Origin of the sequence: Lysobacter alkalisoli, from assembly GCF_006547045.1 — a bacterium.
Taxonomy (GTDB): Bacteria; Pseudomonadota; Gammaproteobacteria; order Xanthomonadales; family Xanthomonadaceae; genus Marilutibacter; species Marilutibacter alkalisoli.
In genome coordinates this window covers 1,030,153-1,055,411 of record NZ_CP041242.1, presented here as the reverse complement: position 1 = coordinate 1,055,411, position 25,259 = coordinate 1,030,153, and the positions used below count along the sequence as shown (strand labels likewise).

General features: G+C 65.9%; 20 protein-coding genes and 3 tRNA genes. 10 read left to right on the top strand and 13 right to left on the bottom strand.

The window, feature by feature from the left end:
• Window positions 1-171 precede the first annotated feature (171 nt).
• From dxs to FKV23_RS04550, 5 genes are all read left to right on the top strand, one after another.
• Window positions 172-2,121 carry a 1-deoxy-D-xylulose-5-phosphate synthase gene (gene dxs / locus FKV23_RS04570; protein WP_141622788.1) on the top strand — a complete coding sequence of 650 codons (1,950 nt, stop codon included), beginning with the start codon at window positions 172-174 and terminating at the stop codon, window positions 2,119-2,121.
• A gap of 62 nt (window positions 2,122-2,183) precedes the next feature.
• On the top strand, window positions 2,184-2,960 hold the full coding sequence (locus FKV23_RS04565) for a sterol desaturase family protein (protein WP_141622787.1): 777 nt from the start codon (window positions 2,184-2,186) through the stop codon (window positions 2,958-2,960).
• Window positions 2,957-3,874, top strand: a complete 918-nt coding sequence (locus FKV23_RS04560) for a fatty acid desaturase (RefSeq protein ID WP_208543236.1) — start codon at window positions 2,957-2,959, stop codon at window positions 3,872-3,874. Before FKV23_RS04565 ends, FKV23_RS04560 begins: the two co-directional genes overlap by 4 nt.
• Window positions 3,874-5,778, top strand: coding sequence for an iron-containing redox enzyme family protein (locus tag FKV23_RS04555; protein WP_141622786.1), 1,905 nt, complete (start codon window positions 3,874-3,876; stop codon window positions 5,776-5,778). Before FKV23_RS04560 ends, FKV23_RS04555 begins: the two co-directional genes overlap by 1 nt.
• The gene (locus FKV23_RS04550; protein WP_208543235.1) at window positions 5,775-6,701 is read left to right on the top strand and encodes a DUF6999 family protein; all 927 of its coding nucleotides are present in this window, start codon (window positions 5,775-5,777) and stop codon (window positions 6,699-6,701) included. Before FKV23_RS04555 ends, FKV23_RS04550 begins: the two co-directional genes overlap by 4 nt.
• Here FKV23_RS04550 and FKV23_RS04545 read toward each other — a convergent pair.
• The 10 genes from FKV23_RS04545 to thrS form a co-directional block, all read right to left on the bottom strand.
• The gene (locus FKV23_RS04545; RefSeq protein WP_167284959.1) at window positions 6,671-7,669 is read right to left on the bottom strand and encodes a TraB/GumN family protein; all 999 of its coding nucleotides are present in this window, start codon (window positions 7,667-7,669) and stop codon (window positions 6,671-6,673) included. The two genes, FKV23_RS04550 and FKV23_RS04545, sit on opposite strands and share 31 nt — an antisense overlap.
• A 279-nt stretch (window positions 7,670-7,948) precedes the next feature.
• A tRNA-Pro gene (locus FKV23_RS04540) sits at window positions 7,949-8,025 on the bottom strand.
• A 132-nt stretch (window positions 8,026-8,157) separates the two neighbouring features.
• Window positions 8,158-8,514 carry a MerR family transcriptional regulator gene (locus tag FKV23_RS04535; RefSeq protein ID WP_141622784.1) on the bottom strand — a complete coding sequence of 119 codons (357 nt, stop codon included), beginning with the start codon at window positions 8,512-8,514 and terminating at the stop codon, window positions 8,158-8,160.
• Window positions 8,495-8,794 (bottom strand): integration host factor subunit alpha, encoded by a 300-nt coding sequence (locus tag FKV23_RS04530; protein ID WP_111265868.1) that lies wholly within the window; start codon window positions 8,792-8,794, stop codon window positions 8,495-8,497. Before FKV23_RS04530 ends, FKV23_RS04535 begins: the two co-directional genes overlap by 20 nt.
• 27 nt (window positions 8,795-8,821) lie before the next feature.
• Complete coding sequence (pheT, locus tag FKV23_RS04525; RefSeq protein ID WP_141622783.1) at window positions 8,822-11,209, bottom strand: phenylalanine--tRNA ligase subunit beta; 2,388 nt, start codon at window positions 11,207-11,209, stop codon at window positions 8,822-8,824.
• A gap of 131 nt (window positions 11,210-11,340) precedes the next feature.
• Window positions 11,341-12,351: a phenylalanine--tRNA ligase subunit alpha gene (gene pheS, locus FKV23_RS04520; protein ID WP_141622782.1), complete on the bottom strand. Its 1,011-nt coding sequence runs from the start codon at window positions 12,349-12,351 to the stop codon at window positions 11,341-11,343.
• Between the two features lie 266 nt (window positions 12,352-12,617).
• A complete protein-coding gene (rplT, locus tag FKV23_RS04515; protein WP_141622781.1) occupies window positions 12,618-12,977 on the bottom strand; it encodes a 50S ribosomal protein L20 in 360 nt (119 codons plus the stop codon).
• A 13-nt stretch (window positions 12,978-12,990) separates the two neighbouring features.
• Window positions 12,991-13,188, bottom strand: a complete 198-nt coding sequence (gene rpmI, locus FKV23_RS04510) for a 50S ribosomal protein L35 (protein ID WP_141622780.1) — start codon at window positions 13,186-13,188, stop codon at window positions 12,991-12,993.
• A 328-nt stretch (window positions 13,189-13,516) separates the two neighbouring features.
• Complete coding sequence (infC, locus tag FKV23_RS04505; RefSeq protein WP_141622779.1) at window positions 13,517-14,053, bottom strand: translation initiation factor IF-3; 537 nt, start codon at window positions 14,051-14,053, stop codon at window positions 13,517-13,519.
• A 78-nt stretch (window positions 14,054-14,131) separates the two neighbouring features.
• The gene (gene thrS, locus FKV23_RS04500; protein ID WP_141622778.1) at window positions 14,132-16,048 is read right to left on the bottom strand and encodes a threonine--tRNA ligase; all 1,917 of its coding nucleotides are present in this window, start codon (window positions 16,046-16,048) and stop codon (window positions 14,132-14,134) included.
• 333 nt (window positions 16,049-16,381) lie between these two features.
• Here thrS and FKV23_RS04495 point away from each other — a divergent pair, with 333 nt between their 5' ends.
• The 3 genes from FKV23_RS04495 to FKV23_RS04485 all read left to right on the top strand — a co-directional run bounded on the left by FKV23_RS04495 (window position 16,382) and on the right by FKV23_RS04485 (window position 18,203).
• Window positions 16,382-17,317 carry an aminotransferase class IV gene (locus FKV23_RS04495; protein ID WP_141622777.1) on the top strand — a complete coding sequence of 312 codons (936 nt, stop codon included), beginning with the start codon at window positions 16,382-16,384 and terminating at the stop codon, window positions 17,315-17,317.
• Window positions 17,314-18,042: a sulfotransferase gene (locus FKV23_RS04490; protein ID WP_141622776.1), complete on the top strand. Its 729-nt coding sequence runs from the start codon at window positions 17,314-17,316 to the stop codon at window positions 18,040-18,042. The genes FKV23_RS04495 and FKV23_RS04490 overlap by 4 nt, the downstream gene beginning before the upstream one ends.
• A gap of 86 nt (window positions 18,043-18,128) precedes the next feature.
• Window positions 18,129-18,203: transfer RNA gene (locus tag FKV23_RS04485), tRNA-Val, on the top strand.
• Between the two features lie 113 nt (window positions 18,204-18,316).
• On the opposite strand, the gene uvrB is transcribed toward FKV23_RS04485, so the two are convergent.
• A complete protein-coding gene (gene uvrB / locus FKV23_RS04480; RefSeq protein WP_141622775.1) occupies window positions 18,317-20,383 on the bottom strand; it encodes an excinuclease ABC subunit UvrB in 2,067 nt (688 codons plus the stop codon).
• 249 nt (window positions 20,384-20,632) lie between these two features.
• Between uvrB and FKV23_RS04475 the strand changes: the two genes are divergently transcribed.
• Both FKV23_RS04475 and FKV23_RS04470 read left to right on the top strand, forming a co-directional pair.
• The gene (locus FKV23_RS04475) at window positions 20,633-21,160 is read left to right on the top strand and encodes a GspH/FimT family pseudopilin (RefSeq protein ID WP_141622774.1); all 528 of its coding nucleotides are present in this window, start codon (window positions 20,633-20,635) and stop codon (window positions 21,158-21,160) included.
• 77 nt (window positions 21,161-21,237) lie between these two features.
• Window positions 21,238-21,314 (top strand) — tRNA-Asn (locus tag FKV23_RS04470).
• Window positions 21,315-21,388: 74 nt separating this feature from the next.
• Here the strand turns inward: FKV23_RS04470 and FKV23_RS17655 are convergent.
• Together FKV23_RS17655 and FKV23_RS04460 are read right to left on the bottom strand one after the other, a co-directional pair.
• On the bottom strand, window positions 21,389-21,829 hold the full coding sequence (locus tag FKV23_RS17655; protein ID WP_279633040.1) for a type IV pilin protein: 441 nt from the start codon (window positions 21,827-21,829) through the stop codon (window positions 21,389-21,391).
• Between the two features lie 3 nt (window positions 21,830-21,832).
• Window positions 21,833-25,255: a pilus assembly protein gene (locus FKV23_RS04460; protein ID WP_141622773.1), complete on the bottom strand. Its 3,423-nt coding sequence runs from the start codon at window positions 25,253-25,255 to the stop codon at window positions 21,833-21,835.
• Window positions 25,256-25,259 lie beyond the last annotated feature (4 nt).

Here is a 25,259-nt window from a genome sequence, read left to right as displayed (position 1 = left end):
TCCGGCCGGAAAGTCCTGCCCCTGCGGGAGCGGCATGGGCTTCGACCGACCTGGTCTGTCTGCGATTCCGCACGGCGATGAACCATCGCCCGGGATCGCTTGCCCCACCCCTTTGCCCGCAGGACAATGACGGACTGGCTGCACGCAGCGATACAGAGCCTCTCTGTCGTAATGATCGACCCCCAACGCTACCCCCGCCTCTCCCGCATCGCGGTCCCCGCCGACCTGCGGCAATTCCCGGAAGAGGAGCTCACCGCCATCGCCGACGAACTGCGCGACTACCTGATCGAGCAGGTCGCGCGCGTGGGCGGCCACTTCGGCGCGGGACTGGGCGTGATCGAGCTGACCGTCGCCTTGCATTATCTCTACGACACCCCGGCAGACCGCCTGGTCTGGGACGTCGGCCACCAGACCTATCCGCACAAGATCCTGACCGGCCGCCGCGACAGCATCCACACGGTCAAGCAGAAGGACGGCGTTGCACCGTTCCCGAAGCGCGAAGAGTCCGAGTACGACACCTTCGGCGTCGGCCATTCCTCGACCTCGATTTCCGCCGCGCTCGGCATGGCGGTGGCGCTGCAGCGGCTGGATGAAGACCGCAATGCCGACCCCAGAAAGGTCGTGGCGGTGATCGGCGACGGCGCGATGACCGCAGGCATGGCCTTCGAGGCGCTGGCCCACGCTGGCGGCATGGGCGACGACGGCCAGACTCCCGAGCCGGACATGCTGGTGATCCTCAACGACAACCAGATGTCGATCTCGGAAAACGTCGGCGGCGTCACCCGCATGCTCGGCCGCCTGACCGGCAGCCGCACCCTGAATGCGATCCGCGAGGGCGGCAAGAAACTGCTCGGCGACAAGCATGGCGCGCCGGCGCGCTTCGTGCGGCGCTGGGAGGAGCACTGGAAGGGCATGTTCGTGCCCTCGACGATGTTCGAAGAGCTCGGCTTCCACTACACCGGCCCGATCGACGGCCATGACCTGCCGGCGCTGGTTTCCACCCTGAAGACGCTCAAGACCCTCAAGGGTCCGCAGTTGCTGCACATCGTCACCACCAAGGGCAAGGGCTACGAACTGGCCGAGGGCGACCAGATCGGCTATCACGCGGTCAGCCCGTTCGATCCGGCCCAGGGCATGGCCAGGAAGGCCGGCGCGAAACAGCCGACCTACACCGACGTGTTCGGCGACTGGATGTGCGACATGGCCGCCGCCGACCCGAAGCTGATGGGCATCACCCCGGCGATGCGCGAAGGCTCGGGCCTGGTGCGCTTCAGCCGTGAGTACCCGCAGCGCTACTTCGACGTCGCCATCGCCGAGCAGCACGCGGTTACCCTCGCCGCCGGCATGGCCTGCGAGGGCGCCAAGCCGGTCTGCGCGATCTACTCGACCTTCCTGCAGCGCGGCTACGATCAGCTGGTGCACGACGTCGCGATCCAGAATCTCGACGTGCTGTTCGCGATCGACCGTGGCGGCGTGGTCGGCCCGGACGGTGCAACCCACGCCGGCAACCTCGACCTGAGCTACCTGCGCTGCGTGCCGAACATGGTGGTGATGGCGCCGGCCGACGAGAACGAGTGCCGGATGATGCTGTCCACCGGACACTGCTACGAAGGTCCGGCCGCGGTGCGCTACCCGCGCGGCACCGGCCCGGGCGTACCCGTGCAGCCGGGTTTCGACACTCTGCCGATCGGCAAGGCCGAACTGCGCCGCCACGGCGGCCCGGTCGCGGTGCTCGCGTTCGGCGCGATGGTCGCGGCGGCCGAGCAGGCGGCGCACTCGCTGGACCTGACCCTGGTCAACATGCGTTTCGTGAAGCCGCTCGATCGCGCGCTGGTGCTCGACCTGGCCCGCAGCCACAGCGGCCTGGTCACCGTCGAGGACAATGTGATCGCCGGCGGCGCCGGTTCCGGCGTGGCCGAACTGCTGGCTGCCGAAGGCATCACCCTGCCTGTGCTGCATCTGGGCCTGCCGGACGCTTTCCAGCACCATGCCAGTCGCGAACAGTTGCTGGCCGAGGCCGGCCTGGATGTCGATGGCATCCGCGCCGCGGTGCTGGCGCGCTGGCCGGAACTCGAGTCCGTTGGGCTGGACAAGCCTGCAGCACAAAGCGCTTCGCTCTGAACTTCCGCCACCGGGCGCCGGTCCCATGGATGCGGGGTCGCCGGAATCAAAGGAGTTGATGGATGGGTGAGTGGTTCATCGCGCAGAACGCCCTGACCGTGATGGCGGTCGGCGTGGCCTTCTTCACCCTGCTCTATGCGGGCACCGGCCTCCTCTCGGTACTGCTGTCACGAGTCGTGCTGCCGCACATCGGCCACGGGCGCCGGCTCGATCCACGCCCGGTCACAGGCGAGCAGTTGCGCCGCGAGCTCAGGGCCTCGGCTTCGTCGATCCTGATCTTCGGCATCGGCCTGGTGGTGCCGTGGGGGCTGCTGCGACTGGGCTGGGCCGGGCTGGCGGTGGATCCGCCGTGGTGGCAGGTCGCGATCGAGATCGGCGTGCTGTTTCTCTGGAACGAACTGCACTTCTACCTCAACCATCGCCTGCTGCACACCCGGCCGATGCGGCGCTTCCACGCCATGCATCATCGATCGCACGTGCCGACGCCGTGGTCGACCTACGCCTTCCATCCGGTCGAGGCGGCGATGCTCGGCAGCGTGCCATTGATCCCGATGCTGCTGCACGATTTCAGCTTCGCCGCGCTGATGACCCTGCCGGTGCTCAGCATCGCGCTCAACAACCTCGGCCACTCCAACTACGAGGCCAGCCGCGACGCACCCGCGCGCGGCTGGCTCGGCGCCAGCCGCCGCCATCACCTGCACCATGCCTGCTACCACGGCAATTACGGGTTTCTGCTGGAGGTGTTCGACCGGATGTTCGGCAGCGTGATCCCGCTCGACGCGGCCGACCGCAACATCGCCCGGCATACCGGGCATGGCACCACGGAGGTATCGCGGTGAGCCGGCTTCCGATCAGCCCGCTCGATCCGCTCGGCCCGCTGCGCGATCGCAGCGACCTGCAGAGCCTGGCCTACCTGCTCGCACAACCGATGCTGATGGCCTGGCAATGGGTCCACGGCTTCCACCCGCTGGCGTACGCCGCCAGCCTGTTCCTTGCTGTCGGGATCAGCGTGATCCACCACAATCACGCCCACCTGCCGATGTGGACGCGGCGCCATCCCAACCGGGCCACCGACCTCGCCATCACCCTGTTGCAGGGACATCCGACCTGCGTGCTGCACCCGGCCCATCGCCTCAACCACCACCGTTTCCGCCACGGTCCGGAGGATGCGGCCCGCACCTGGCGCTTTGGCGACCACAACCACCTGCCCGGCTGGGCGCTGCATCCGCTCCAGGCCGCGATCGCCGTCTACCCGCTGGTGCTGACCTGGCTGCGACGCCTGCGCCGGCACCGGCCCGCGGTATGGCGCTGGTACATCGCGCAGTACGCGCTGTGGCTGGGCAGCTGGGCACTCCTGCTCGCACTCGATCCCGGCAAGGCGCTGGGACTGGTGATCGTGCCGCAGCTGTTCGGCCTGCACTGGCTGCTGGCGGCCAACTACCTTCAGCACGCCCATGCCGACGACGGCAGCCGCTATGGCTATGCCCGCAACTTCGAGGGCTGGCTCAACCCGCTGCTGTTCAACATCGGCCTGCACACCGCCCATCACGAGCACGGCCGCGCGCACTGGTCGCAGCTGCCACGCCTGCACCGGCGCTATCGCGAGCGCGTCGATCCTCGACTGCTCGAACGCGGCTTCGCGCGCTACGTGTTGCGGGTGTTCGTGCTCGGGCCGTTCGCACCCGCCCTGCGCTCGCGATCGCTGCGGCCTGCTACCGTCAACCCCGAAAATCCGCACAAGGACCGTTGTTGATGCCTACCGTTTTCAATCGCACCTGGATCCACGGCAGCGGTCGCTTCCTGCCCGGCCCGGCCATCGACAACGAGGCGATGGATGCCTACATCGCGCCGCTGAACCGGGTCTCGGGCCGGATCAAGCGCCGCATCCTGGGCGAGAACGGCATCCGCACCCGGCACTACGCGATCGACCGCGACGGCCACACCGTGCATTCCTGCGCGGCAATGGCCGCGGCCGCGATCCACGACTGCCTCGGCACGACCCGCACTCCGCTCGATGCGATAGGCCTGCTCGCCTGCGGCAGTTCCGGCGGCGATGCGCTGATGCCCGGCTTCGCCAGCATGGTCCATGGCGAACTGGCGGCACCGCCGATGCAGGTGTTCTCCAACCACGGCATCTGCGCTTCCGGCGTGGCGGCGTGGGAAAGCGCGGCCGCTGCGGTCGAACTGGGCTCGCACGAACGCGCCCTGGTCGCCGCCGCCGAGATGCCGTCGCGGCTGTTCAAGCGCTCGCGCTACGCAGCGAAGGACTACGACGCCGACTTCGATGCCCACTTCCTGCGCTGGATGCTGTCCGACGGTGCCGGCGCGCTGCAGCTGACCTCGACCGCACCGACGCAGGGCGGCATCCGCCTGCGCCTGCGCTTCATCCACCAGCGCTCGTTCGCCGGCGACTACCCGGTCTGCATGCAGCTCGGCCTGACTCCGGACCGCAGCCGCTCGCACCTCGATTACGACGCCTGGCAGGCTGCCGAGGCGGACGGCGCATTGTTCCTGCGCCAGGACATCCGCCTGCTGCCGCACCTGTTCGACGTCGGCGTGCATGAGTACGCCAAGCTCTGCCACGGCGGCTGGATCGATCCGGCCACGGTCGATCATTTCCTCTGCCACTATTCGTCCGAGCGTTTCGCCCCGGTCGTCGATGAGCTGATGGCCAAGGCCGGCCTGTCGATCCCGCGCGAACGCTGGTACAGCAACCTCACCATCCGCGGCAACACCGGCGCCGCCTCGATCTTCATCATGCTCGACGAGTTCCTGCGCACGCACGCACTGCAGCCGGGCCAGCGCATCCTCTGCTTCATCCCCGAGTCGGGGCGCTTCACCGTCGCCTTCGCGATGATCGAGGTCGAGGCCGCCGACGCACCGGCCAGGACCGCGACCACGCCATTGCCGGTAACACCGGCCGTGGCGGACGATGGCATCGCCCCGCCCCATGATCCGGGCGATGCGCCCGCCGCGCTGCGCCACCTGCTCGGCGAACTGGCGACGATCTGGCACGACTACCGCTCGCGCGCATGGCGCACGCCGATGATCCGCAAGCTGCGCGAGGGGCGCTTCACCGCGCCCGACTACGTCGCCTGGATGCGCGACTGGATCCCGCAGGTGCGCGAGGGCAGCAAGTGGATGCGCGAGGGTGCGGCCTCGGTGCGCCCGCCGTACGAGGCGCTGGCCACCCTGATCGAAACCCATGCCGGTGACGAGCAGGACGATTACATGATCCTGTTCGACGACTACCGCAAGGCCGGCGGCGATATCGCCGACATCGACGCGCTGCGCCGCAATCCGGGCGGCGAGGCGCTCAACAGCTACCTGCATGCGCTGGCCGCGACGCCCAACCCGCTCGGCCTGCTCGGCGCGATCTACATCATCGAGGGCACCGGCCAGCGCATCATCCCGGCGCTGCTGCCACTGATGAAGGCCGCGCTCGACCTGCCGCCGGACGCGTTCCGCTTCCTCGAATACCATGGCGAGAACGACGCGCACCACCTGGCCCGCTGGCTGCGCGCGGTGGAGATCGTGCTGGACAATGACGCCAGTGGCAGCGGGGCCCGGGCCATCATCGACACCGCGCGCCGCACCGCCGGGCTGTACCTGATGCAGTTCGAACACCTGGCCATCGCACAGGACACACCGAGATGAAGCATGCCGACATCAAGCACGCCGGGATGAGGCGCGAGCCCGACTTCCTCGACCAGGCCCATGATCCGCGCGACCCGAACCCATGGCTGGCGATGTACCTGGACCGCAGCACGCCGATCGACGACGCGGTCAAGCATGCCTGGCTGGCCGACTCCAGCTCGCGCTCGCGCCAGTACCTGTTGCCCTTCATCCGCCCGTTCGCACGCACGATGATCGTGCTGATCCAGGTGTTCAAGGTATTCACCCCGCGCAAGCTGGCATTCTCGCGCGCGCTGCACCGGCTGCTGGCCTGGGGCATGGAGAACTTCATCCGCCCGGAGGCGAACTGGCTGATCCTGCGCCACTTCCACCTCGGCTCGCAGATCCTCGAATTCATCGCCCGCAACGCGCCGGTCGCGGTCGCCACCAATCCGCTGCGCCCGGAAAAGATCGCGGATGTGCGCGAGGAACTGTTCCTCATCCACGACCTCAACCTCTACAACTTCATCATCCGCCTCAACAAGACACTGCAGGACGAAGGGCGGCAGCTGGAGTACGTCGAGCGTCCCAACCTGTCGATGATCCGGCAACCGCCATTGCGGCTGGAAGACATGCCACGCCAGCGGCGCAACTTCCTCGACCTGCAGAGCTCGATCGAGCTGTTCACCCCGATCTACCAGTTGCTGCTGACCGACAGCGACTTCTGGCGCGCGACCAACTCATTGCAGCTCGACGAGACCATCGGCCTGTACGCGGCCACCCTGCTCGACGCCCACGACCACCTGGTGCTGCTCAACAACCGCCACCCGCTGGTGCCGATGTCGACCCTGCGCGCCGGCTTCCGCCTGACCCTGCACGGGTTGTCGACCGAGATGCTGCACGACTTCCTGATGCGGATGCGTGCCCGACAGGATCAGTCGGCGCTTGCCGCACCCGCCTCGTAGCCCCCGGCTGCGGCCTCGTCCGCGATCGGGTCGGCCTCGTACTCGCCGGGTGCCTCGACGGTGTAGCCGCGCGCGCGCAGTTCGGCGACCAGACCGTCCTCGCCCTGCAACTGGCGGAGCGATAGCAGGGCCAGGGTCACATCGTTGTTCGACAGCGCGCGTTCGGCCTCGCCGAGCCATTCCTCGCGCATCCGCGCCAGCAGGTCGCCGCCGCTGCGGCGGCTGATGACTTCGGTGGCCTGCACCGCATCCAGGCACGCCTGGTAGTGGTTGGTATCCGGCAACGTGGCCAGTTCTTCAAGATCGCCCACGGCCCAGGCATTGGCGCGCTCGCGCATGATGCCCAGCTCGCCCTCCAGCTTGTCCAGGGTCTTGCGGAAGCAGTCCAGATCGTCGAACCGGGTCTTGCGCAGCTCGGCTATCGCCTGCTTCGGGTCTTCGATCACCACCTTGATGACCGGCCTGCTCTGGGTGACGCCGTGCGTCCGGGCCAGTTTTTCGAGGACGGGTTCGATCACGCCACTCTGGCGCAGCCCCGTATCGTCGATCGCCTCTCCGTACAGTTCGAGCGCGGCATAGATCGGCTGCCAGCCTTCGATCCGGTTGCTGCGGCCGACGTACTTCCGCTTGAGCACGGCCCAGCGGGCGTAGTCCTCCGCCGGCACCACGTCCTCCAGCCGGGCGCCATCCGGGTTCTTGCGCATGCCGATCACCTTCGGCGCCAGCGCCAGACCGCGGAAGAAACCGACGTCGGCGCTGAAGCTGACGCTCGGCCACCACATCAGTTCCTGAGCCCGGGCCATCACCTGCCCGACCTCGCGCGCTTCCCACTCCATCTTCCTCGGCAGTGGCGACACCGTGCCCAGCACCCACATCACGTGCCCGCCATTGCTGACTTTCCACAGCCCCGGGCCGGGCAGCACGCCGCTGACGACGACGGCATCGATGTCACGGACCGTGTCGTCCACGGGAAGTTCATCCGCGTGAAGTTCATCCGCGTGAAGTTCGTCAACGGGCAGCGGAAGCGACGGAGCCGCGGCATCCTGCGCGACGGCTGGCGCGGCCAGCAGCGACGACAGGGTCAGGACGGGGACGGAAAGAAAGCGGAGGAATCGCATTCAAGCTCCTTGGCCAAGCGATGGGCATATCGGGCGTACCCGACGGAGTCGTGAATTAAGCAGAACCGCGCGCATGCGAAAACACCCGGAAGTCCCGGGTGTCGATGGTCGTTAAGCAGGGCTTCGGATTGGTCGGGGTGGCCGGATTCGAACCGACGACCACCTGTCCCCCAGACAGGTGCGCTACCAGGCTGCGCTACACCCCGATGATGTTTCCGGATTCCGCTTCGATCGCGACGGCCGGCCATCGAGCGGGCGGCAAGTATAACCAGTGCCAGGGCATCCGACCATGCCCCGGGCGCGGCATTCGGTATCGCGCCGCAACCCGCGGGGCGGAATCACCGCTTCAACAGGTGCAGGATCTCCTCCAGCTCCATCCGCACCTGCTTGATGACCTGCGCGGTCAGCGCAGACTCTTCCTTGCCCGCATCGCCTTCCAGCCGCTGGCGGGCACCGCCGATGGTGTAGCCCTGTTCGTACAGCAGGGCACGGATCTGGCGCACCATCAGCACTTCGTGGCGCTGGTAGTAGCGGCGGTTGCCACGACGCTTGACCGGGTTCAGGGTCGGGAACTCGGTTTCCCAGTAACGCAGGACGTGCGGCTTGACGTCGCACAACTCGCTGACTTCACCGATGGTGAAGTAGCGCTTCGCCGGGATCGGCGGCAGCTCGCGGTTACTGCCCGGGTCCAGCATAGGCTTCCACACGCTCCTTGAGTTTCTGGCCCGGACGGAAGGTCACCACCGTGCGCGCCGAAATCGGAATTTCCTCGCCGGTCTTCGGGTTGCGTCCCGGCCGCTGGTTCTTGCGGCGCAGGTCGAAATTGCCGAAGCCCGACAGCTTCACCTGGCGTCCCTGCTCCAGCGCTTCGCGCAGGGCATCGAAGAATGCATCGACGAACTCCTTCGCTTCGCGCTTGTTCAGGCCGACCTCGTCGAACAGTCGCTCGGCCATCTCCGCCTTGGTCAGTGCCATCTCAACTCCTTGCCTCAGCCGCAGCACTCAACTACGCACCACCGCGCTGTGGTCGCGCTGCAGCGCTGCCGTTACGTCGGCCAACACCGCATCCACATCCCGGTCGGTCAGAGTGCGCGATTCATCCTGCAGAATCAAGCCCATAGCGAGACTCTTGAATCCTGATTCCACCCCCTTGCCCTGGTAGCGGTCGAACAGCACCAGATCGCGCAGGGACAGGCCTGCCGCGGCGCGCACGCTGGCCGACAGCTCGGCCCAGCTGACCGATTCGGCGACGACGAACGCAAGATCCCGGCGGACGGACGGGTATTTGGACAGGACGCGCGCCTTCGGGATCGCCCGTTCAGCCAACGGCTCCAGCGCCAGCTCGAACGCGACCACGTCGACATCCAGCTCCAGCTTCTGCTGCAGGCGCGGGTGCAGTTGGCCGATCCAGCCGATCACCCGGCCGTCGCGGACGATGTCCGCCGAGCGCCCCGGATGCGCCCAGGCCGGCTGCGAAGGCCGGAATTCCAACTCGGCCCCGGCCAGCGCGGCCAGACTTTCGAGGTCGCCCTTGAGGTCGTGGAAGCCGACCGCCCGTTCCGGCTGCCCCCACTGCTCGGCATGCGACGATCCGCAGGCGGCAGCAGCGATGTGCAGGGTCTCCAGCGGTGCTTCGCCGGCACGCGCCGCGAACACGTTGCCGGCCTCGAACAGGCGCACCCGCAACTGCTGGCGGGCGGCATTCCGGCCCAGCGCGGCGACCAGGCCCGGCAACAGACGGGTCCGCATCACCCCCAGCTCGGCACTGAGCGGATTGGCCAGCGGCACGGCGCCGTCGGCCATGCCCCAGGCGTCGAGCAGGGCCGTATCGACGAAGGCGTAGTTGACCGCCTCCAGGTAGCCGCGCGCGGCCATCTGCCTGCGCAAGGTGGCGTCATCGACGCGGCCCTCGCCCGGCGCGGCCAGCCGGCTGGCGCCTACCGGCAGCGTGGTCGGCACCGCATCGTAGCCGTGGATGCGGGCGATCTCCTCGATCAGATCTTCCTCGATCGCGATATCGAAACGGCGCGCCGGCGGCTGTATGCGCCACCCATCGCCGATGGTCTCCACGCCCAGCCCCAGCGCGCGCAGGATGCGCTCGACCTCCTCGTCGGACACGCGCACGCCCAGCACGCGGGCAAGGCGCTCGCGCCGCAGTTCGACCGGCCGCGGCCGGGCCAGGTCGGCTTCGCGCACGGCCTCGACCACCGGGCCCGGGGTGCCGCCGGCGATGTCGAGGATCAACCGGGTCGCATACTCCACCGCGACCCGCGGCAGCTCGGGATCGACGCCGCGCTCGAAGCGGTGGCCGGCGTCGGTGTGCATGCCGAGCTTGCGGCTGCGGCCGATGATCGCCGACGGAATCCAGTGCGCGGCTTCGAGGAAGACGTTGCGGGTCGCGTCGGTGACGCGCGTGTCGAGGCCGCCCATGATGCCGCCCAGTGCCACTGCGCGCGCGCCCTTGCCGCCACGGCTGTCGGCCACGACCAGGAAGTCGTCGTCGAGCGTCACGCTGCGGCCATCGAGCAGGGCCAACGACTCGCCGCTGCGCGCCGGGCGCACGACCACGGGCACCTCCAGGGTGTCGCGGTCGAAGGCATGCATCGGCTGGCCGAGCTCCAGCATCACGTACTGGGTCACGTCGACCAGGAAACTGATCGGACGGATGCCGCTGCGGCGCAGGCGCTCGGCCATCCACAGCGGGGTTGCCGCACGGGCATCCACACCGTCGATCGCACGGCCGACGAAGCGCGGCACCTTGGCGCCGGCGTCGAGGATCACTTCGGGTGCGACCTCGCTGGCGGGCGGCACCGGGGTGGTATCCAGCGACAGGACATCGCTGCCCAGCGCGGCGGCCACGTCATAGGCGATGCCGCGCACGCTGAAGCAATCGGCACGGTTCGGGGTCAGCTTGAGCTCGAGGGTCGCATCGGGCAGGCCGAGGTACTCGGCGATCGGCGTGCCGACCGGAGCGTCGCCGGGCAGTTCCAGCAGGCCGGAACTGTCGGTGTCGCTGGCCAGCTCCTTGGCCGAGCACAGCATCCCGAACGACTCCACCCCGCGCAGCTTGGCCGGTTTGATCTTCAGCTCGCCGGGCAACACGGTGCCGACGGTGGCCAGCGGCGCCTTCAGCCCGGCGCGCGCATTCGGCGCACCGCAGACGATCTGCACGATGCCGTTGCCGGTGTCGACCTCGCAGACCTGCAGACGGTCGGCCTCGGGATGCTTTTCCGCCTTGAGGATCTGCGCGACGACAACACCGTCGAGCGACTCGCCCAGCGGCGTGACCTCCTCGACCTCGAGGCCGATCGCGGTCAGCGTGGCGACGAGCTCGTCGCGACTGGCGGTGGTCGGGACATGATGGCGCAGCCAGTTTTCGTTGAATTTCATGCGGGTTGTCCGAAGATTTTTCCTCCCTCCCCCTCAGGGGGAGGGCCGGGGTGGAGGCGGGTTTCGTTAGCCGCAGGAAAACCCATCCCCACCCTAACCCTCCCCTTGAAGGGGAGGGGACAAAAGCAAGGTCAGGCGAACTGCCTGAGGAAACGCACGTCGTTCTCGAAGAACGCGCGCAGGTCATCGACGCCGTAGCGCAGCATCGCGAAGCGCTCCACGCCCATGCCGAACGCATAACCGGTGTACTTCTCCGGGTCGATGCCGACGTTGCGCAGCACGTTCGGATGGACCATGCCGCAGCCGAGTACTTCCAGCCAGCGGGTCGAACCGTCCGGCTGCTGCCAGGCGATGTCGACCTCGGCCGAGGGCTCGGTGAACGGGAAGTAGCTCGGACGGAAGCGCATCTCGAAGTCGCGCTCGAAGAACGCGCGCACGAACTCGGCCAGGGTGCCCTTGAGGTCGGCGAAACTGGCGTGCTCGTCGACCAGCAGGCCCTCGCACTGGTGGAACATCGGCGTGTGGGTCTGGTCGCTGTCGGAGCGGTAGACCTTTCCCAGGGCGATCATCCGCAGGGGCGGTGCGCCGCCGCCCTCGAGCAAGTCCTTCATGTAACGCACCTGCACGCCCGAGGTGTGGGTGCGCAGCAGGCGCCCGTCGCCAAAGTAGAAGGTGTCGTGCATCGCCCGCGCCGGATGGTGCGGCGGGAAGTTCAACGCCTCGAAGTTGTGCCAGTCGTCCTCGACCTCCGGGCCGTCACTCAACTCGAAACCGAGCCGACCGAAGATGTCGGCGATCCGCTCCATCGTGCGGCTGACCGGATGCAGGCCGCCGCGGTCGGCATCGATGCCCGGCAGGGTCACGTCGACCGTTTCGGTGGCCAGGCGGGCGTCCAGCGCGGCACCGGCCAGTGCGGCCTTGCGCGCATTCAATGCCGTCGCCACCGTGTCGCGGGCACGGTTGATCGCCTCTCCAGCGGTTTTGCGCTGGTCCGGCGGCAGCGTGCCAAGCTGTTTGAGGCGGCCGGTGATGGTGCCGCTCTTGCCCAGCAGGGCGACACGCAGGGACTCGATGGCGTCCGGCGTCTGCGCGGCCTCGATGTCGGCCAACGACTGTTGCGTCAGTGATTCGATTTCACTCATCCGAACCTCGATATTCCGATGTCATCCCCGCGAAGGCGGGGATCCATGGACTTTGCCTTGCCTTGCCTTGCCTTGGCCTTGTCGAAGTCATGCCGGACAAGTACCGACTTCTGAAGTCCATGGGTTCCCGCCTTCGCGGGAATGACGGGCAAAAAACAAAACCCCAAAACGAAACATGGGGAAGGACTTGCGCCCTTCCCCATGCGTGTATTGCATTGTGTCCGGCCAGCCCCGTGCGAATCGCGCACGACGGCGGCCGGCGACAATTACGCTGCGAGCGCGCCCTTCGCCTTCTCGGCCAGCGCGGCAAAACCCGCCGCATCGTGCACGGCGATGTCCGCCAGCACCTTGCGGTCGAGGGTGATGCCGGCCTTCATCAGGCCGTTCATGAAGCGGCTGTAGCTCAGGCCGTTGATGCGGGCCGCGGCGTTGATGCGGGTGATCCACAGCGAGCGGAAGTTGCGCTTCTTCTGCTTGCGGCCGATATAGGCGTACTGCAGGGCCTTGGTGACGGCCTGCTTGGCAACGCGGAACACCTTGCGGCGCGCGTGGTAGTAGCCCTTGGCCTGCTTGAGGATCTTCTTGTGACGGCGTCGTGCAGTGACGCCACGCTTGACTCGTGCCATTTTTCAGCCCTCCTCAGAGATACGGCAGCATGCGGTTCAGACGGCCCGCATCCTCGGCACGAACATGGTTCGTCTGCCGCAGGTTGCGCTTCCGCTTGGTCGCTTTCTTGGTGAGGATGTGGCTACGGTTGGCGTGGCCAGCCTTGTACTTGCCGGAGGCGGTCTTGCGGAAACGCTTGGCCGCACCCCGGTGGGTCTTGATCTTGGGCATTGGGATGTCCTTTCGGATATTGGATCACTGACCTGGGCGGTGGCGACATCCCCATGGGAGCGACCACGCTTTCCATCCTGCCCGAGCCGGCTTGTAAGTCGTTGATCAACAAGGGATCACGACAGGTCCTGAGTACAACAAAAACAACCAACCCGGCGAACCGGGCCGCGTATTATGCCCGCTGCGGGATTTGCTTGCAAATCATCCGGTTAGGGACATTCGACAAAAGCGGAAGGCGCCTGTGGCGGCGCCTTCTCCCCTCACCCTTGACCCTCTCCCGCAAGCAGAAGAGGGGAACGGTTGGCCAGTCGCACCAGTGGCGCGAAAGCTATTTCTTTTTCGGGGCGATCATCATGACCATCTGCCGGCCTTCCAGGCGCGGACGCGATTCGATCACGATGTCTTCGCCAAGGTCGGCCTCGATCCGCGCGGCCATTTCCCGGCCCAGCTCCTGGTGGCTCATCTCGCGGCCACGGAAGCGGATGTTGACCTTGATCTTGTCGCCCTCTTCCAGGAATGCACGCATCTTGCGCAGCTTGATCTGGTAGTCGCCCTCGTCCGTGACCGGGCGGAACTTGACTTCCTTGATCTCGACCTGCTTCTGGCGCTTCTTGGCCTCGGCCGCCTTCTTCTGCTGGTCGAACCGGAACTTGCCGAAGTCCATGATCTTGCAGACCGGCGGATCGGCGTTGGGCTGGATCTCGACCAGGTCCAGGCCTTCCTCTCCGGCCATGCTCAGGGCTTCGTCGCGCGAAAGCACGCCGATCATCTCGCCATCGCTGCCGATCACTCGGACGCGCGGTACGCGGATCTCGTGGTTCCTGCGATTCGGTTTTTCGGGGGTACTGATTGTGCAATCTCCAATGAGGGGCGTTCCGGCCCTGGAACTGCGGGGAATCGGGCCGGTCCAATCGTCACATGCCGGGCGCCAGGAAGCAGCGGATCACTCGGTAGAAACCGCGCCAACCTGCTCACTGCGCAAACGCGAGGCGAACTCGGCGACGGTCATCGTCCCCAGGTCCTCCCCTCCTCGTGCCCGCACGGCGATCATGCCATTATCCCGCTCACGGTCACCGACCACCAGCAGGTAAGGCACGCGCTGCAACGTGTGCTCGCGAATCTTATAGCCGATCTTCTCGTTCCGCAAATCGGACTGGACCCGGAATCCTTGATTTGAAAGGGATTTCCGGACTTCATCCACATAATCGGCCTGGGCATCGGTGATGTTCATGGCCACCGCCTGGACCGGGGCCAGCCAGGTCGGCAGCTGGCCGGCGTGGTGCTCGATCAGGATGCCGATGAAACGCTCCATCGAACCGACGATCGCGCGGTGCAGCATCACCGGATGCTGGCGCTGGCTGTGCTCGTCGACGTACTCGGCGCCAAGCCGGCCCGGCATCATGAAATCGACCTGCATCGTGCCCAGCTGCCAGGTACGGCCGATCGCATCGCGCAGGTGGTATTCGATCTTCGGGCCGTAGAACGCGCCCTCGCCCGGCAGCTCCGTCCACTCCACCCCGGCCGCACGCAGGGCCGCGCGCAGGGCCTCCTCGGCCTTGTCCCAGGTGGCGTCGTCGCCGAGCCGCGGTTCCGGACGCAGCGCCAGCTTGACCTGCACGTCCTCGAAACCGAAATCCGCGTAGACCTGCATCGCCTGGGTATGGAAGGCGGTGACCTCGGATTCGATCTGGCCCTCGGTACAGAACACGTGACCGTCGTCCTGGGTGAAGCCGCGAACGCGCAGGATGCCGTGCAGCGCGCCGGACGGCTCGTTGCGGTGGCAGGCGCCGAACTCGCCGTAGCGGATCGGCAGGTCTCGGTAGCTGTGCAGGCCGTGGTTGAACACCTGCACGTGGCCGGGGCAGTTCATCGGCTTGAGCGCGTAGGTGCGCTTCTCCGACTCGGTGAAGAACATGTTGTCCTGGTAGTTGTCCCAGTGGCCGGACCTCTTCCACAGCGACACGTCGAGGATCTGCGGGCAGCGCACCTCCTGGTACCCGCTGTCGCGGTACACCTTGCGCATGTACTGCTCGACCGCCTGCCAGATCGACCAGCCTTTCGGGTGCCAGAAGATCAGGCCCGGCGCCTCCTCCTGCAGGTGGAACAGGTCCTGCTGCTTGGCGATGCGGCGGTGATCGCGCTTCTCGGCTTCCTCGATGCGCTGGATGTAGGCGGCAAGCTGCTTCTTGTCGGCCCAGGCGGTGCCATAGATGCGCTGCAGTTGCTCGTTCTTGGAGTCGCCACGCCAGTAGGCGCCGGAAATGCGGGTGAGCTTGAACACCTTCAGGAAACGCGTGTTCGGCACGTGCGGGCCGCGGCACATGTCGACGTATTCCTGGTGGTAGTACAGGCCCATCGCCTTCTCGTCGGGCATGTCCTCGACCAGGCGCAGCTTGTAGTCCTCGCCACGCTCGGCGAACACCTTGATGACCTCCTCGCGCGGGGTCACCTTCTTGACCACGTCGTAGTCCTGGTCGATCAGCTCCTTCATGCGCTGCTCGATCGCGGCCATGTCGTCCGGGGTGAACGGGCGCTCGGACCAGATGTCGTAATAGAAGCCCTCATCGATGACCGGACCGATCACCATCTTGGCGTCCGGGTACAGCTGCTTGACCGCGTGGCCGACCAGGTGGGCGCAGGAGTGGCGGATGATCTCGACACCCTCCTCGTCCTTGGCGGTGATGATGCGCAGGCTGGCGTCGCGATCGATGACGTCGCTGGCATCGACCAGCCTGCCATCGACCGCGCCGGCGATGGTGGCCTTGGCCAGGCCGGGGCCGATGGACTGGGCCACGTCCATGACGGACACGGGCTGGTCGAATTCGCGGCGGCTGCCGTCGGGAAGGGTAATCGTGATCATGGGTGCTTTTGCTTTGGAAAGTCCGCACATGGATGTGCGGGTTCTTCGCCCTTGGACGGGCAACAAAAAAGGCGCCGCGAGGGCGCCTTGATGGTGGCCTCGGGCAGGTGTTCAGCGCTGGAAACGGGTAGTCCTCATGTCACACGCTCGACCGGCGGTTTGCCGCAGGCCACCTTGTCTTCGCTGGGTCGCCGGTCAAGGTAGTGGCGGCCCGGTGCGAAGTCAATGAACCCATCCCTGCACGCGGCGCCAGGCGACATTAGAGTAGGCCCCGCCCCGGGCAACGCCCGGGGTGGCACCGCCTCCCCCGCCCTCCGACGGACCCGTCAACACATGGCCACCAGCATCCATGACTTCCACGATGACCCACGCAACGCCGACATCCGCATCTGGATCAATGGCGCCCTCAAACCGCGTGCCGAAGCGGTTGTCTCGGTATTCGACAGCGGTTTCGTGCTCGGCGACGGGGTCTGGGAGGGGCTCCGGGTGGTCGACGGGCATCCGGCCTTCCTCGATGCCCATCTCGACCGCCTGTACGAGGGGGCCCGGGCGATCGCCCTCGACATCGGTCTCGATCGGGCACGACTGACCCGGGCCATCTACGACACGCTCGCGGCCAACGCGATGCGCGACGGCGTGCACCTGCGCCTGATGGTGACCCGCGGCGTCAAGCGCACGCCCTACCAGGACCCGCGGGTGACGATCGGACCGGCGACGATCGTGATCATTCCGGAGCACAAGACCGCCAAGCCGGAGACACTCGAAACAGGGCTGAAGCTGTTCACCGTGCACGTGCGGCGTGGCTACCCGGACGTGCAGGACCCCAAGCTCAACAGCCACAGCAAGCTCAATTGCATCACCGCGTGCATCCAGGCCACCGAGGCCGGCGCCGACGAGGCCCTGATGCTCGATCCCCACGGCTTTGTCGCCACCTGCAATTCGACCCACTTCTTCATCGTCCGCAAGGGCGAGGTGTGGACCTCGAGCGGGGACTATTGCCTGGGCGGCATCACCCGCGCGAACGTGCTGCGCGCCTGCCACGAGGCAGGCATCCCCGCATTCGAGAAGAACTTCAGCCTGACCGAGGTCTACGGCGCCGACGAGGCCTTCGTCACCGGCACCTTCGCCGGCGTGGTCCCGGTGCGCCAGATCGACGGCCGCGTGATGGGCGACGGCACCCCCGGGCCGATGGTCGCGCGACTGCAGGATCTCTACCGCGACCTGGTGGCGCGCGACATCGCCTTCCGGGCCGGGGAACGACTCGCATGAGCGCGCTTCGCATCGCGATGTGGAGCGGTCCGCGCAACATCTCCACTGCGATGATGCGGGCATGGGAGAACCGCGAGGACTGCGTGGTCAGCGACGAACCTCTGTATGCCGCCTACCTCGCCATGACCGGGCTCGACCACCCAGGGCGCGACGAGGTGATCGCCGCCGGCGAGAGCGACTGGCGGCAGGTCGCCCAGACCCTGACCGGGCCGGTTCCGGGCAATACCCCGCTCTGGTACCAGAAGCACATGAGCCACCACCTGCTGCCCGGCATGGATCGCGACTGGATCCACGGGCTCATAAATGTCTTCCTGATCCGCGATCCGGCCGAAGTGGTCGCCTCGTACCTCAGGTCCCGCGCGACCGTCGCACCGGAGGACATCGGCCTGTTGCAGCAGGTCGAGCTGTACGACGCCCTCGCCGACGCGGGCACGCCGCCGCCGGTGATCGACGCCGGCGATTTCCTGCGTGATCCGGAGGCCCACCTGCGCGCCCTCTGCGGCCTGCTCGGGATCGGATTCACACAGCGGATGCTGCACTGGCCCGCCGGTCCGCGAGACAGCGACGGCGTATGGGCGCCGTACTGGTACGACGCGGTCTGGAAGTCCACCGGATTCGAGAGGCCGCAGTCGCGCGACACTCATCTCACCGGCCACGCCCGGGAGGTCGCCGAGGCCTGCCGCCCGGCCTATGAACGCCTGCACGCGTTGCGGCTGCGCCCGTGAACCGCGCCCACGTCCGCGACTGTTGCCGACGCGCGACGGACAGGCTACACTGCGCGCCCTTCGCCGGGAGGTTTTCAGCCGGCAAAGGGCGGTTAGCTCAGCGGTAGAGCACTACCTTGACATGGTAGGGGTCACAGGTTCGAACCCTGTACCGCCCACCAGATTCACGACGAAGGCCCCGGCTTGCTGCCGGGGCCTTCGTTTTTGCGGACCGCGATGGCCCGCGCCGGACCCGGGTGCGCTCCGCTTACCCGGGCTACGGAAACCGTCCTCACTATCCGGCGAAGCCCTGCTCCTTCAACCGGTGCACCTCGTCGCGCACGGCGGCGGCCTGTTCGAACTCCAGGTCGCGGGCGTGCTGGTACATCTTCTGCTCCAGCTCCTTGATCCGGGCGGCGACCTGCTTCGGTTCCATCGTGGCGTAGTCCGGAGTCTCCTCGGCGACCCGGCGGCCACGGCCGCGGGAACGGGCGGCATCGGGCTCGGTCCGCGCGCCTTGCATGACGTCAGCCACGGCCTTGTTGACCGATTGCGGGGTGATGCCGTGTTCTTCGTTGTACTCGACCTGCTTCTGGCGACGGCGGTCGGTCTCGTCGATCGCGGCCTTCATCGACTTGGTGATCCGATCCGCGTACAGGATCGCCTTGCCGCGGACATTGCGGGCGGCGCGGCCGATGGTCTGGATCAGCGAGCCGGCAGAGCGCAGGAAGCCTTCCTTGTCGGCATCGAGGATCGCCACCAGCGACACCTCCGGCATGTCCAGGCCCTCGCGCAGCAGGTTGATGCCGACCAGCACGTCGAACTTGCCCAGCCGCAGGTCGCGGATGATCTCCACGCGCTCGACGGTGTCGATGTCCGAGTGCAGATAGCGTACGCGCACGCCGTGCTCGCCAAGGTATTCGGTCAGGTTCTCGGCCATGCGCTTGGTCAGGGTGGTGATCAGCACGCGGTCGCCCCATGAGACCCGCTCGGTGATCTCGCCGAGCACGTCGTCGACCTGGGTCGCCACCGGGCGGATCTCGACCTGGGGATCGATCAGGCCGGTCGGGCGCACCACCAGTTCGATCACCTCATCGCCGGAATGCCTCAGCTCGTACGGGCCCGGCGTGGCCGATACGAAGATGGCGCGCGGCGAGCGCCCTTCCCACTCCTCGAACTTCAACGGCCGGTTGTCCAGCGCCGAGGGCAGGCGGAAGCCGAACTCGACCAGGGTTTCCTTGCGCGAGCGGTCGCCCTTGTACATCGCGCCGACCTGCGGGACGGTCACGTGCGACTCGTCGATCACCAGCAGCGCGTCCGGCGGCAGATAGTCGAACAGGCACGGCGGCGGCTCGCCGGGCATGTGCCCGGTCAGGTGCCGTGAGTAGTTCTCCACCCCATTGCAGTAGCCGACCTCGGCCAGCATCTCCAGGTCGAACTGGGTGCGCTGGGCCAGCCGCTGCGCCTCGACCAGCTTGTTGGCCGCATACAGCTGCTCCAGGCGCTCGCGCAGTTCTTCCTTGATGGTGTTGATCGCGTCGAGCACGGTGCGCCGGGTGGTGACGTAGTGCGAGCCGGGATAGATCGTGTAGCGCTGCAGCTTGTCGCGGGTCTCGCCGGTGAGCGGATCGAACAGGGTCAGCTGCTCGATCTCGCCGTCGAACAGCTCGATCCGCAACGCCTCATCGTCGCTTTCGGCCGGATGCACGTCGATCACCTCGCCGCGCACCCGATAGGTGCCGCGGCGCAGTTCGGTGTCGTTGCGGGTGTATTGCATCTCGGTCAGGCGACGGATCAGCTCGCGTTGGTCGATGCGCTCGCCGCGGACCATGTGCAGGACCATGCGGAAGTATTCGTTCGGGTCGCCGAGGCCGTAGATCGCCGACACCGTGCAGACGATGATTGCGTCACGCCGCGACAGCAGCGCCTTGGTCGCCGACAGCCGCATCTGCTCGATGTGCTCGTTCACCGAGCTGTCCTTCTCGATGAAGGTGTCGGACGACGGAACGTAGGCTTCGGGCTGGTAGTAGTCGTAGTAGCTGACGAAGTATTCGACCGCGTTGTCCGGGAAGAATGCCTTGAACTCGCCGTACAGCTGCGCCGCCAGGGTCTTGTTGGGCGCCATCACCAGGGTCGGCTTCTGCACCTGCTGGACCACGTTGGCGATGGTGTAGGTCTTGCCCGAGCCGGTCACGCCAAGCAGGGTCTGGTGCGCCAGTCCACCCTCGAAGCCCGCCACCAGCCGCTCGATCGCCTGCGGCTGATCGCCGGCCGGGGAGTACGGTGACACCAGCCGGAAGCGGGCCGGGGCCGAGGCTTCGTCCGGGTCGCGGAGGGTGGCGATGCTGTGGGGATCGGTCATTGGGGGGAGCCGTGGTCGTTGCGGAAGTCTGCCGAACTCATCGTCTCCGCCCGATCAGCCATCCGGCTGCTTTGAAGCGTCATGTGTGGATGACGGCAAGGACACGGAAACGACGAATCCTGTGAGTGTAGTCGGACAAAAGGATGGGGACGACGGGCGGTTTTCCTACCCATCCCCATCCGTGATGCCGATGCCCCGTCGTCGCGCCCGCCGGGATGATGCCTTCATCTCCCGGATGGAGTCTTCGAAATGCGACGGAATGCAGACGGATTCACCCTGGTGGAACTGGTGGCGACAGTCGCGGTGCTGGCCATCCTGCTCAGCCTGGCCACGCCCGCCTTCGGCCGGATCGCCGAGCACAGCCGCAAGACCAGCGCCTTGCACCGCCTGACCAGCTCGCTGGCGCTGGCGCGGATCTCGGCGGTGCGCCTCGGTATCCCGATCACCGCCTGCCCCAGCCACGACGGTCGTAGTTGCCGCGGCGACAGCGACTGGAGCGAAGGCTGGATCGTGTATGCCGATCCACAGCGTACATCCAGCCCACTGGACGACAGCAAGGTACTGGAGGCCTCCGACGGGCTCGGCAGCGGCATCGCGGTCCTGGGCACCGTCGGGCGCCAGCGGCTTCGCTTCTCGCCGCATGGCTGGTCCGCCGGCTACAACCAGACAGTCCGCCTCTGCTCGTCCGATGGCCGCCTGCTCGCCAGATTGATCGTCAACAACGCCGGCCGGACGCGCACCGAAACCCCGCCCGAAGGGACGCCCTGCTCCGTCTGAACAGGCCCCCGGCAACCACCATATCCGACCCTGGAGGGCTTGACCCGTCCCCGCCAGGCTTTACAATGCCCGTCCCCGCCCGAATAGCTCAGCTGGTTAGAGCACTTGACTGTTAATCAGGGGGTCGTTGGTTCGAGTCCAACTTCGGGCGCCAGATCTGCAAACAGAAAGGCCCGCGCATCGCGCGGGCCTTTCTGTTTGCATCGGCTGCGCTTTGAACAGCCGTATTCAGAAGCACTCGCTGGCGCTATAGGTGCCGGTCACCGATTTCGCGCCGGCCTGGTTGACCGACAGGTCTCCGCACTTGGAATCCTTCTCCTGCGCCCCCTTTGCCGTGGCAGTAATGCTGAAGGCGTTTGCCCCTCCCACATTGACTGCATAGTCATAGTGGTCATCCGTATCGAAACGGCAGGCTGTCTGCGGCAATTCTGCGGCGGCATAAGTCATGTTGGTGGTGTAGTAGCGCTCCATGAACTGCGCCATCTCCAACAGACAGCCCGCACCCGCGCTGCGTCGCGTCTTGATGATGTGTTCCTGATAGCTCGGATAAGCGATCGCGGCAAGGATCGCGATGATCCCCACAACGATCATCAGTTCGATCAGGGTGAAGCCGCGCATCTGGGACAACGGGCGGCGCGGCTGGCGCCTGGCATGATGGATACGGGTCATCGATCAGTCTCCAATGATTTCGCGCCAAGAGATTCGGCCTTTGATGACCTGGGGATTGATGCCAACGGAACCGGTAGTGCCCAGTGAACCGCCGGCCACCAGCAGGCTCTCGACCACGGTGGGCGAGGTCGGCATGGCGATGTCCAGATCAACCGAACCGATCGGCCTGCTGCTGTCGCCAACGCCCAGCACGTCGTCGTCGAAGCTGCCATTGCCGTTCACATCGAAGAACGATGCCCGGACGCTGGTGCCGGTGAAGGCATCGATGGCATTCATGTAACCGGTGCCACCGGCCTTGCAGGGATCCGAATCCGGCAGGATGCTGGCGGTCACCAGGACACGGCCGACCATCAGCGGATCGGACACCATGCGCTCGGACGGGGGCGTAACCGCTGGCGGCGCGGGAGCCTCGAGGTTCACGTACCAGCCGCGGCTGTCATCGGGCAACGGCGCATGCGGCTCGAACGCACGGACCTTGCGTCCGCCATGACTGCCAACAATCTCGATCTTGCGCTCGGTCAACAGGGCATCGCCTGTGATCCGGCTGCCAGTGTCCTTGATTCCGTACCAACGCTGCTGGCCCGTGCTGGTGGTGTCCGATTGCTCCAGGTACTTGCCGGTGCCGAAGAAAACCCAGCGTTCGTAGGTCATCGGATCGAAGGCGATCTGCAGGCCACCGGTGATCGGCCGACCGGTAGCCACCAGGGGGTTGCCACCAGCAGCCCGCCGCACCTGCCCCTGGATCTGGCCGCCGTCGGCCAGGCCCCACTTGCCCGGATCGTGGTAGTCGAGATCGAACTTCCAGACATTGCCCTTAAGGTCGGCGGCGAAGACATAGTCGTGGATACCGTCACCGTCCTCGTCCCAGGCCTGGATGCTGGTGATGCCGTTGTCTCCCGTGGTGTCGACCGGGAGACTCCACATCATCTGGCCGGTTTCGGCATCGACCGCAAAGAGAGTGGCGTTTCCGCTCTCGCTGTTGAGTCCATTGCCGAATATCGCCATTGCCGGGCGCAGGTTGCTGTTCTGATTGCCGGTCCGCGCATTGGTGCGCACGATCAGGGGCCGGCTCAGGATCAAACCCAGATCGGCACGGTCCTGGGCCGTCCATCCGGTAGGCGCGCTGGTAGATGAAGCTTCCCATAGCACATTGGCAGCAGTGAACGTCGACGGGCTGGAAACATCAAGGGCAAATACACCACGACCACCGCGGCCCAGCGTGCCTACCAACAGGTTTTTGTTAGGCGTCTTGGCTTGGGTCGACACAGTGACCGGGCCGTCCACATAGTATTCGTGACTGTAATCGGGATCCGACAGCTTCTTCAGCTTGTCGTTGCTAATGAGGTTAGGGCCCGGTACATAGGCGAACAGCTCTTCACCATTCTCCGCGTGGAAGGCATGCAACATGCCGTCATTGGCACCGACAAAAAGGGCAGGCGTCGCTGTTTCGGACGAGAACGCCGGCGAGGAATGGATGATGTCGCCCAGCACCGTGTTGCGGTTGCGGAACGGCCCGTCATTGCTGCGCTCGCCGGAACGGTCGCCCAGCAAGTAATCGGCAACCCCGTGGCCGTCGACACTGCCCAGCGCATCGCCACGCTGCCCATGGAAGGTGCCTCCTGGCGTGAACACGCGGTCGCGCCGCGCGGTATGGGGCTTGATCTTGCCTGGATCGCTGGCACGCCACGAAGGCGTGGCGGACACACCATTCGCGGTGATCGGGTAGGACGCCAGCTGACCGGTCCATTGCCCACCGACGTAGCTGGCCTGGAAGATACGGGTCTCGTCGCGCAGGGCCACGCTGTTGGCCGCCACGTTCGAGCCGGAGGCGGTGCGTTCGATGATACTGGAAAGAGTCTTCGTCAGCTCTTCCGCAAACGTTTCCGGATCGCCGGCGCTGAAGAAGTCACCGCGCGAATTGACGGCCGCATGCAGCAGGTCGTCGATCTTTGCCGAAGGATTGCTTGCATCGAATGGATCCGGCCAGACCAGGGAGCCGGATGTCTTGCCGATCTCGCCGAACGCGTAGTCCGGGGTGTACCGGCCGAATACACCGAGACCAATACCGTAGGTCACCATGTGCTGGTGGGTGTTCGGGTTCAACGGACTGGCCGGAACCTCGTTCGGGATGTCGGCACGGAGATCCTTGTTCCAGAAGTGGTAGGCAACGTCGGCCAGCGTGTTGCCGTACCCATCGGAGAATGGATAACCCGCGGTGCCATCTTCATTGCCCAACCCGGAGTCTGCACCGTTCCAGTAACCGTCCGTCATCAGCATGGCGAAGTTCTGTCTGCAAGCCAGGTACTCCGAATGCTTCGGATCACTGGCGTTGCCGACGCCAGTCCGCCATGGATCGTCTACGCCGGTCTCGGTCTCGAAATGCTTGCCGACATCGTAGAGCGCCTTGCGCAACGGCGTGCCCCTGTTCGGAATGGTGCCGCCATACAGGCTGTCGTAGAACGCCTGCCGGTCGGTTCCGGCAAATGGACGGATGTATCGAGAAACGGCTCCATCCGTATTGATGGTCGCATAGCCAACACGCGGGCCGCTCTCGGGGTCATCAGGCAGGCTCGAAAAGGCCCGCCCGATGCCGCCGCGACTCGCAAGAATGCGGGAGCGATAGTACTGGAACCAGTTGGCGAAATTCTGGAGCTCAGCACCACTGACTGTGCGCTCAACGTAGTTATTCGCATTGTACTTCGATTGTGGGCTGGCAGGATCACCCGTGAATTCGTAGTAGACGTTGAACTTTATATCTCTGCTGCCGCGAGAAACGAAACAGGCCCTGGTCGAACAAAAGCTACTGTCTGTACGTTGCCACCAGACGTTCGCATAAGACAGCGTGCCCGCCAAATTCACCGCCCCCTTGTCTGGGTCTTCAGGATTCCAGTACGCCTGAGCAGGGTTGGCATCCGGATAGCTCGTACCATCCGACCTGACCCAGGGCCGATAAATGACCTTGGGGTCATAGTATTGGGGGTTGAACATCGCCGTACGCAATATCCGCCCATAAACATTGCCCGGATCTGCTACAGCATTCGCATACTCGCCAACTCCCTGCCCCTCGAAGATAGCCCCATAAAGAGTCGGGATCCTGGGGTAGACCCTGCCAATATTCGTAATGCTCGTAGTGCCATTGTTGCAACGAATACCATTGGCATTGCGATCATCAAGATTAGGGCTACACCGGCTGACAACATCAATCGACTCATCTGGCAACACCTCACTCTGCATCGACCCCGAGTCATCAAGAATGAACATGATGTTCGGCGACACGGTGGAACCAGACTGTAGTGGCACATCCGGGATGACCACGGCGGCATGCACCGGCAGGGCCAGGGTGGTCAGCAGGCAGGCCGCGAGGCCGGCGCGCAATGGATGCGCGCGCGGAGCGCGTGGCACGGAGCGGGTGACGGGATCGTTCATCTTG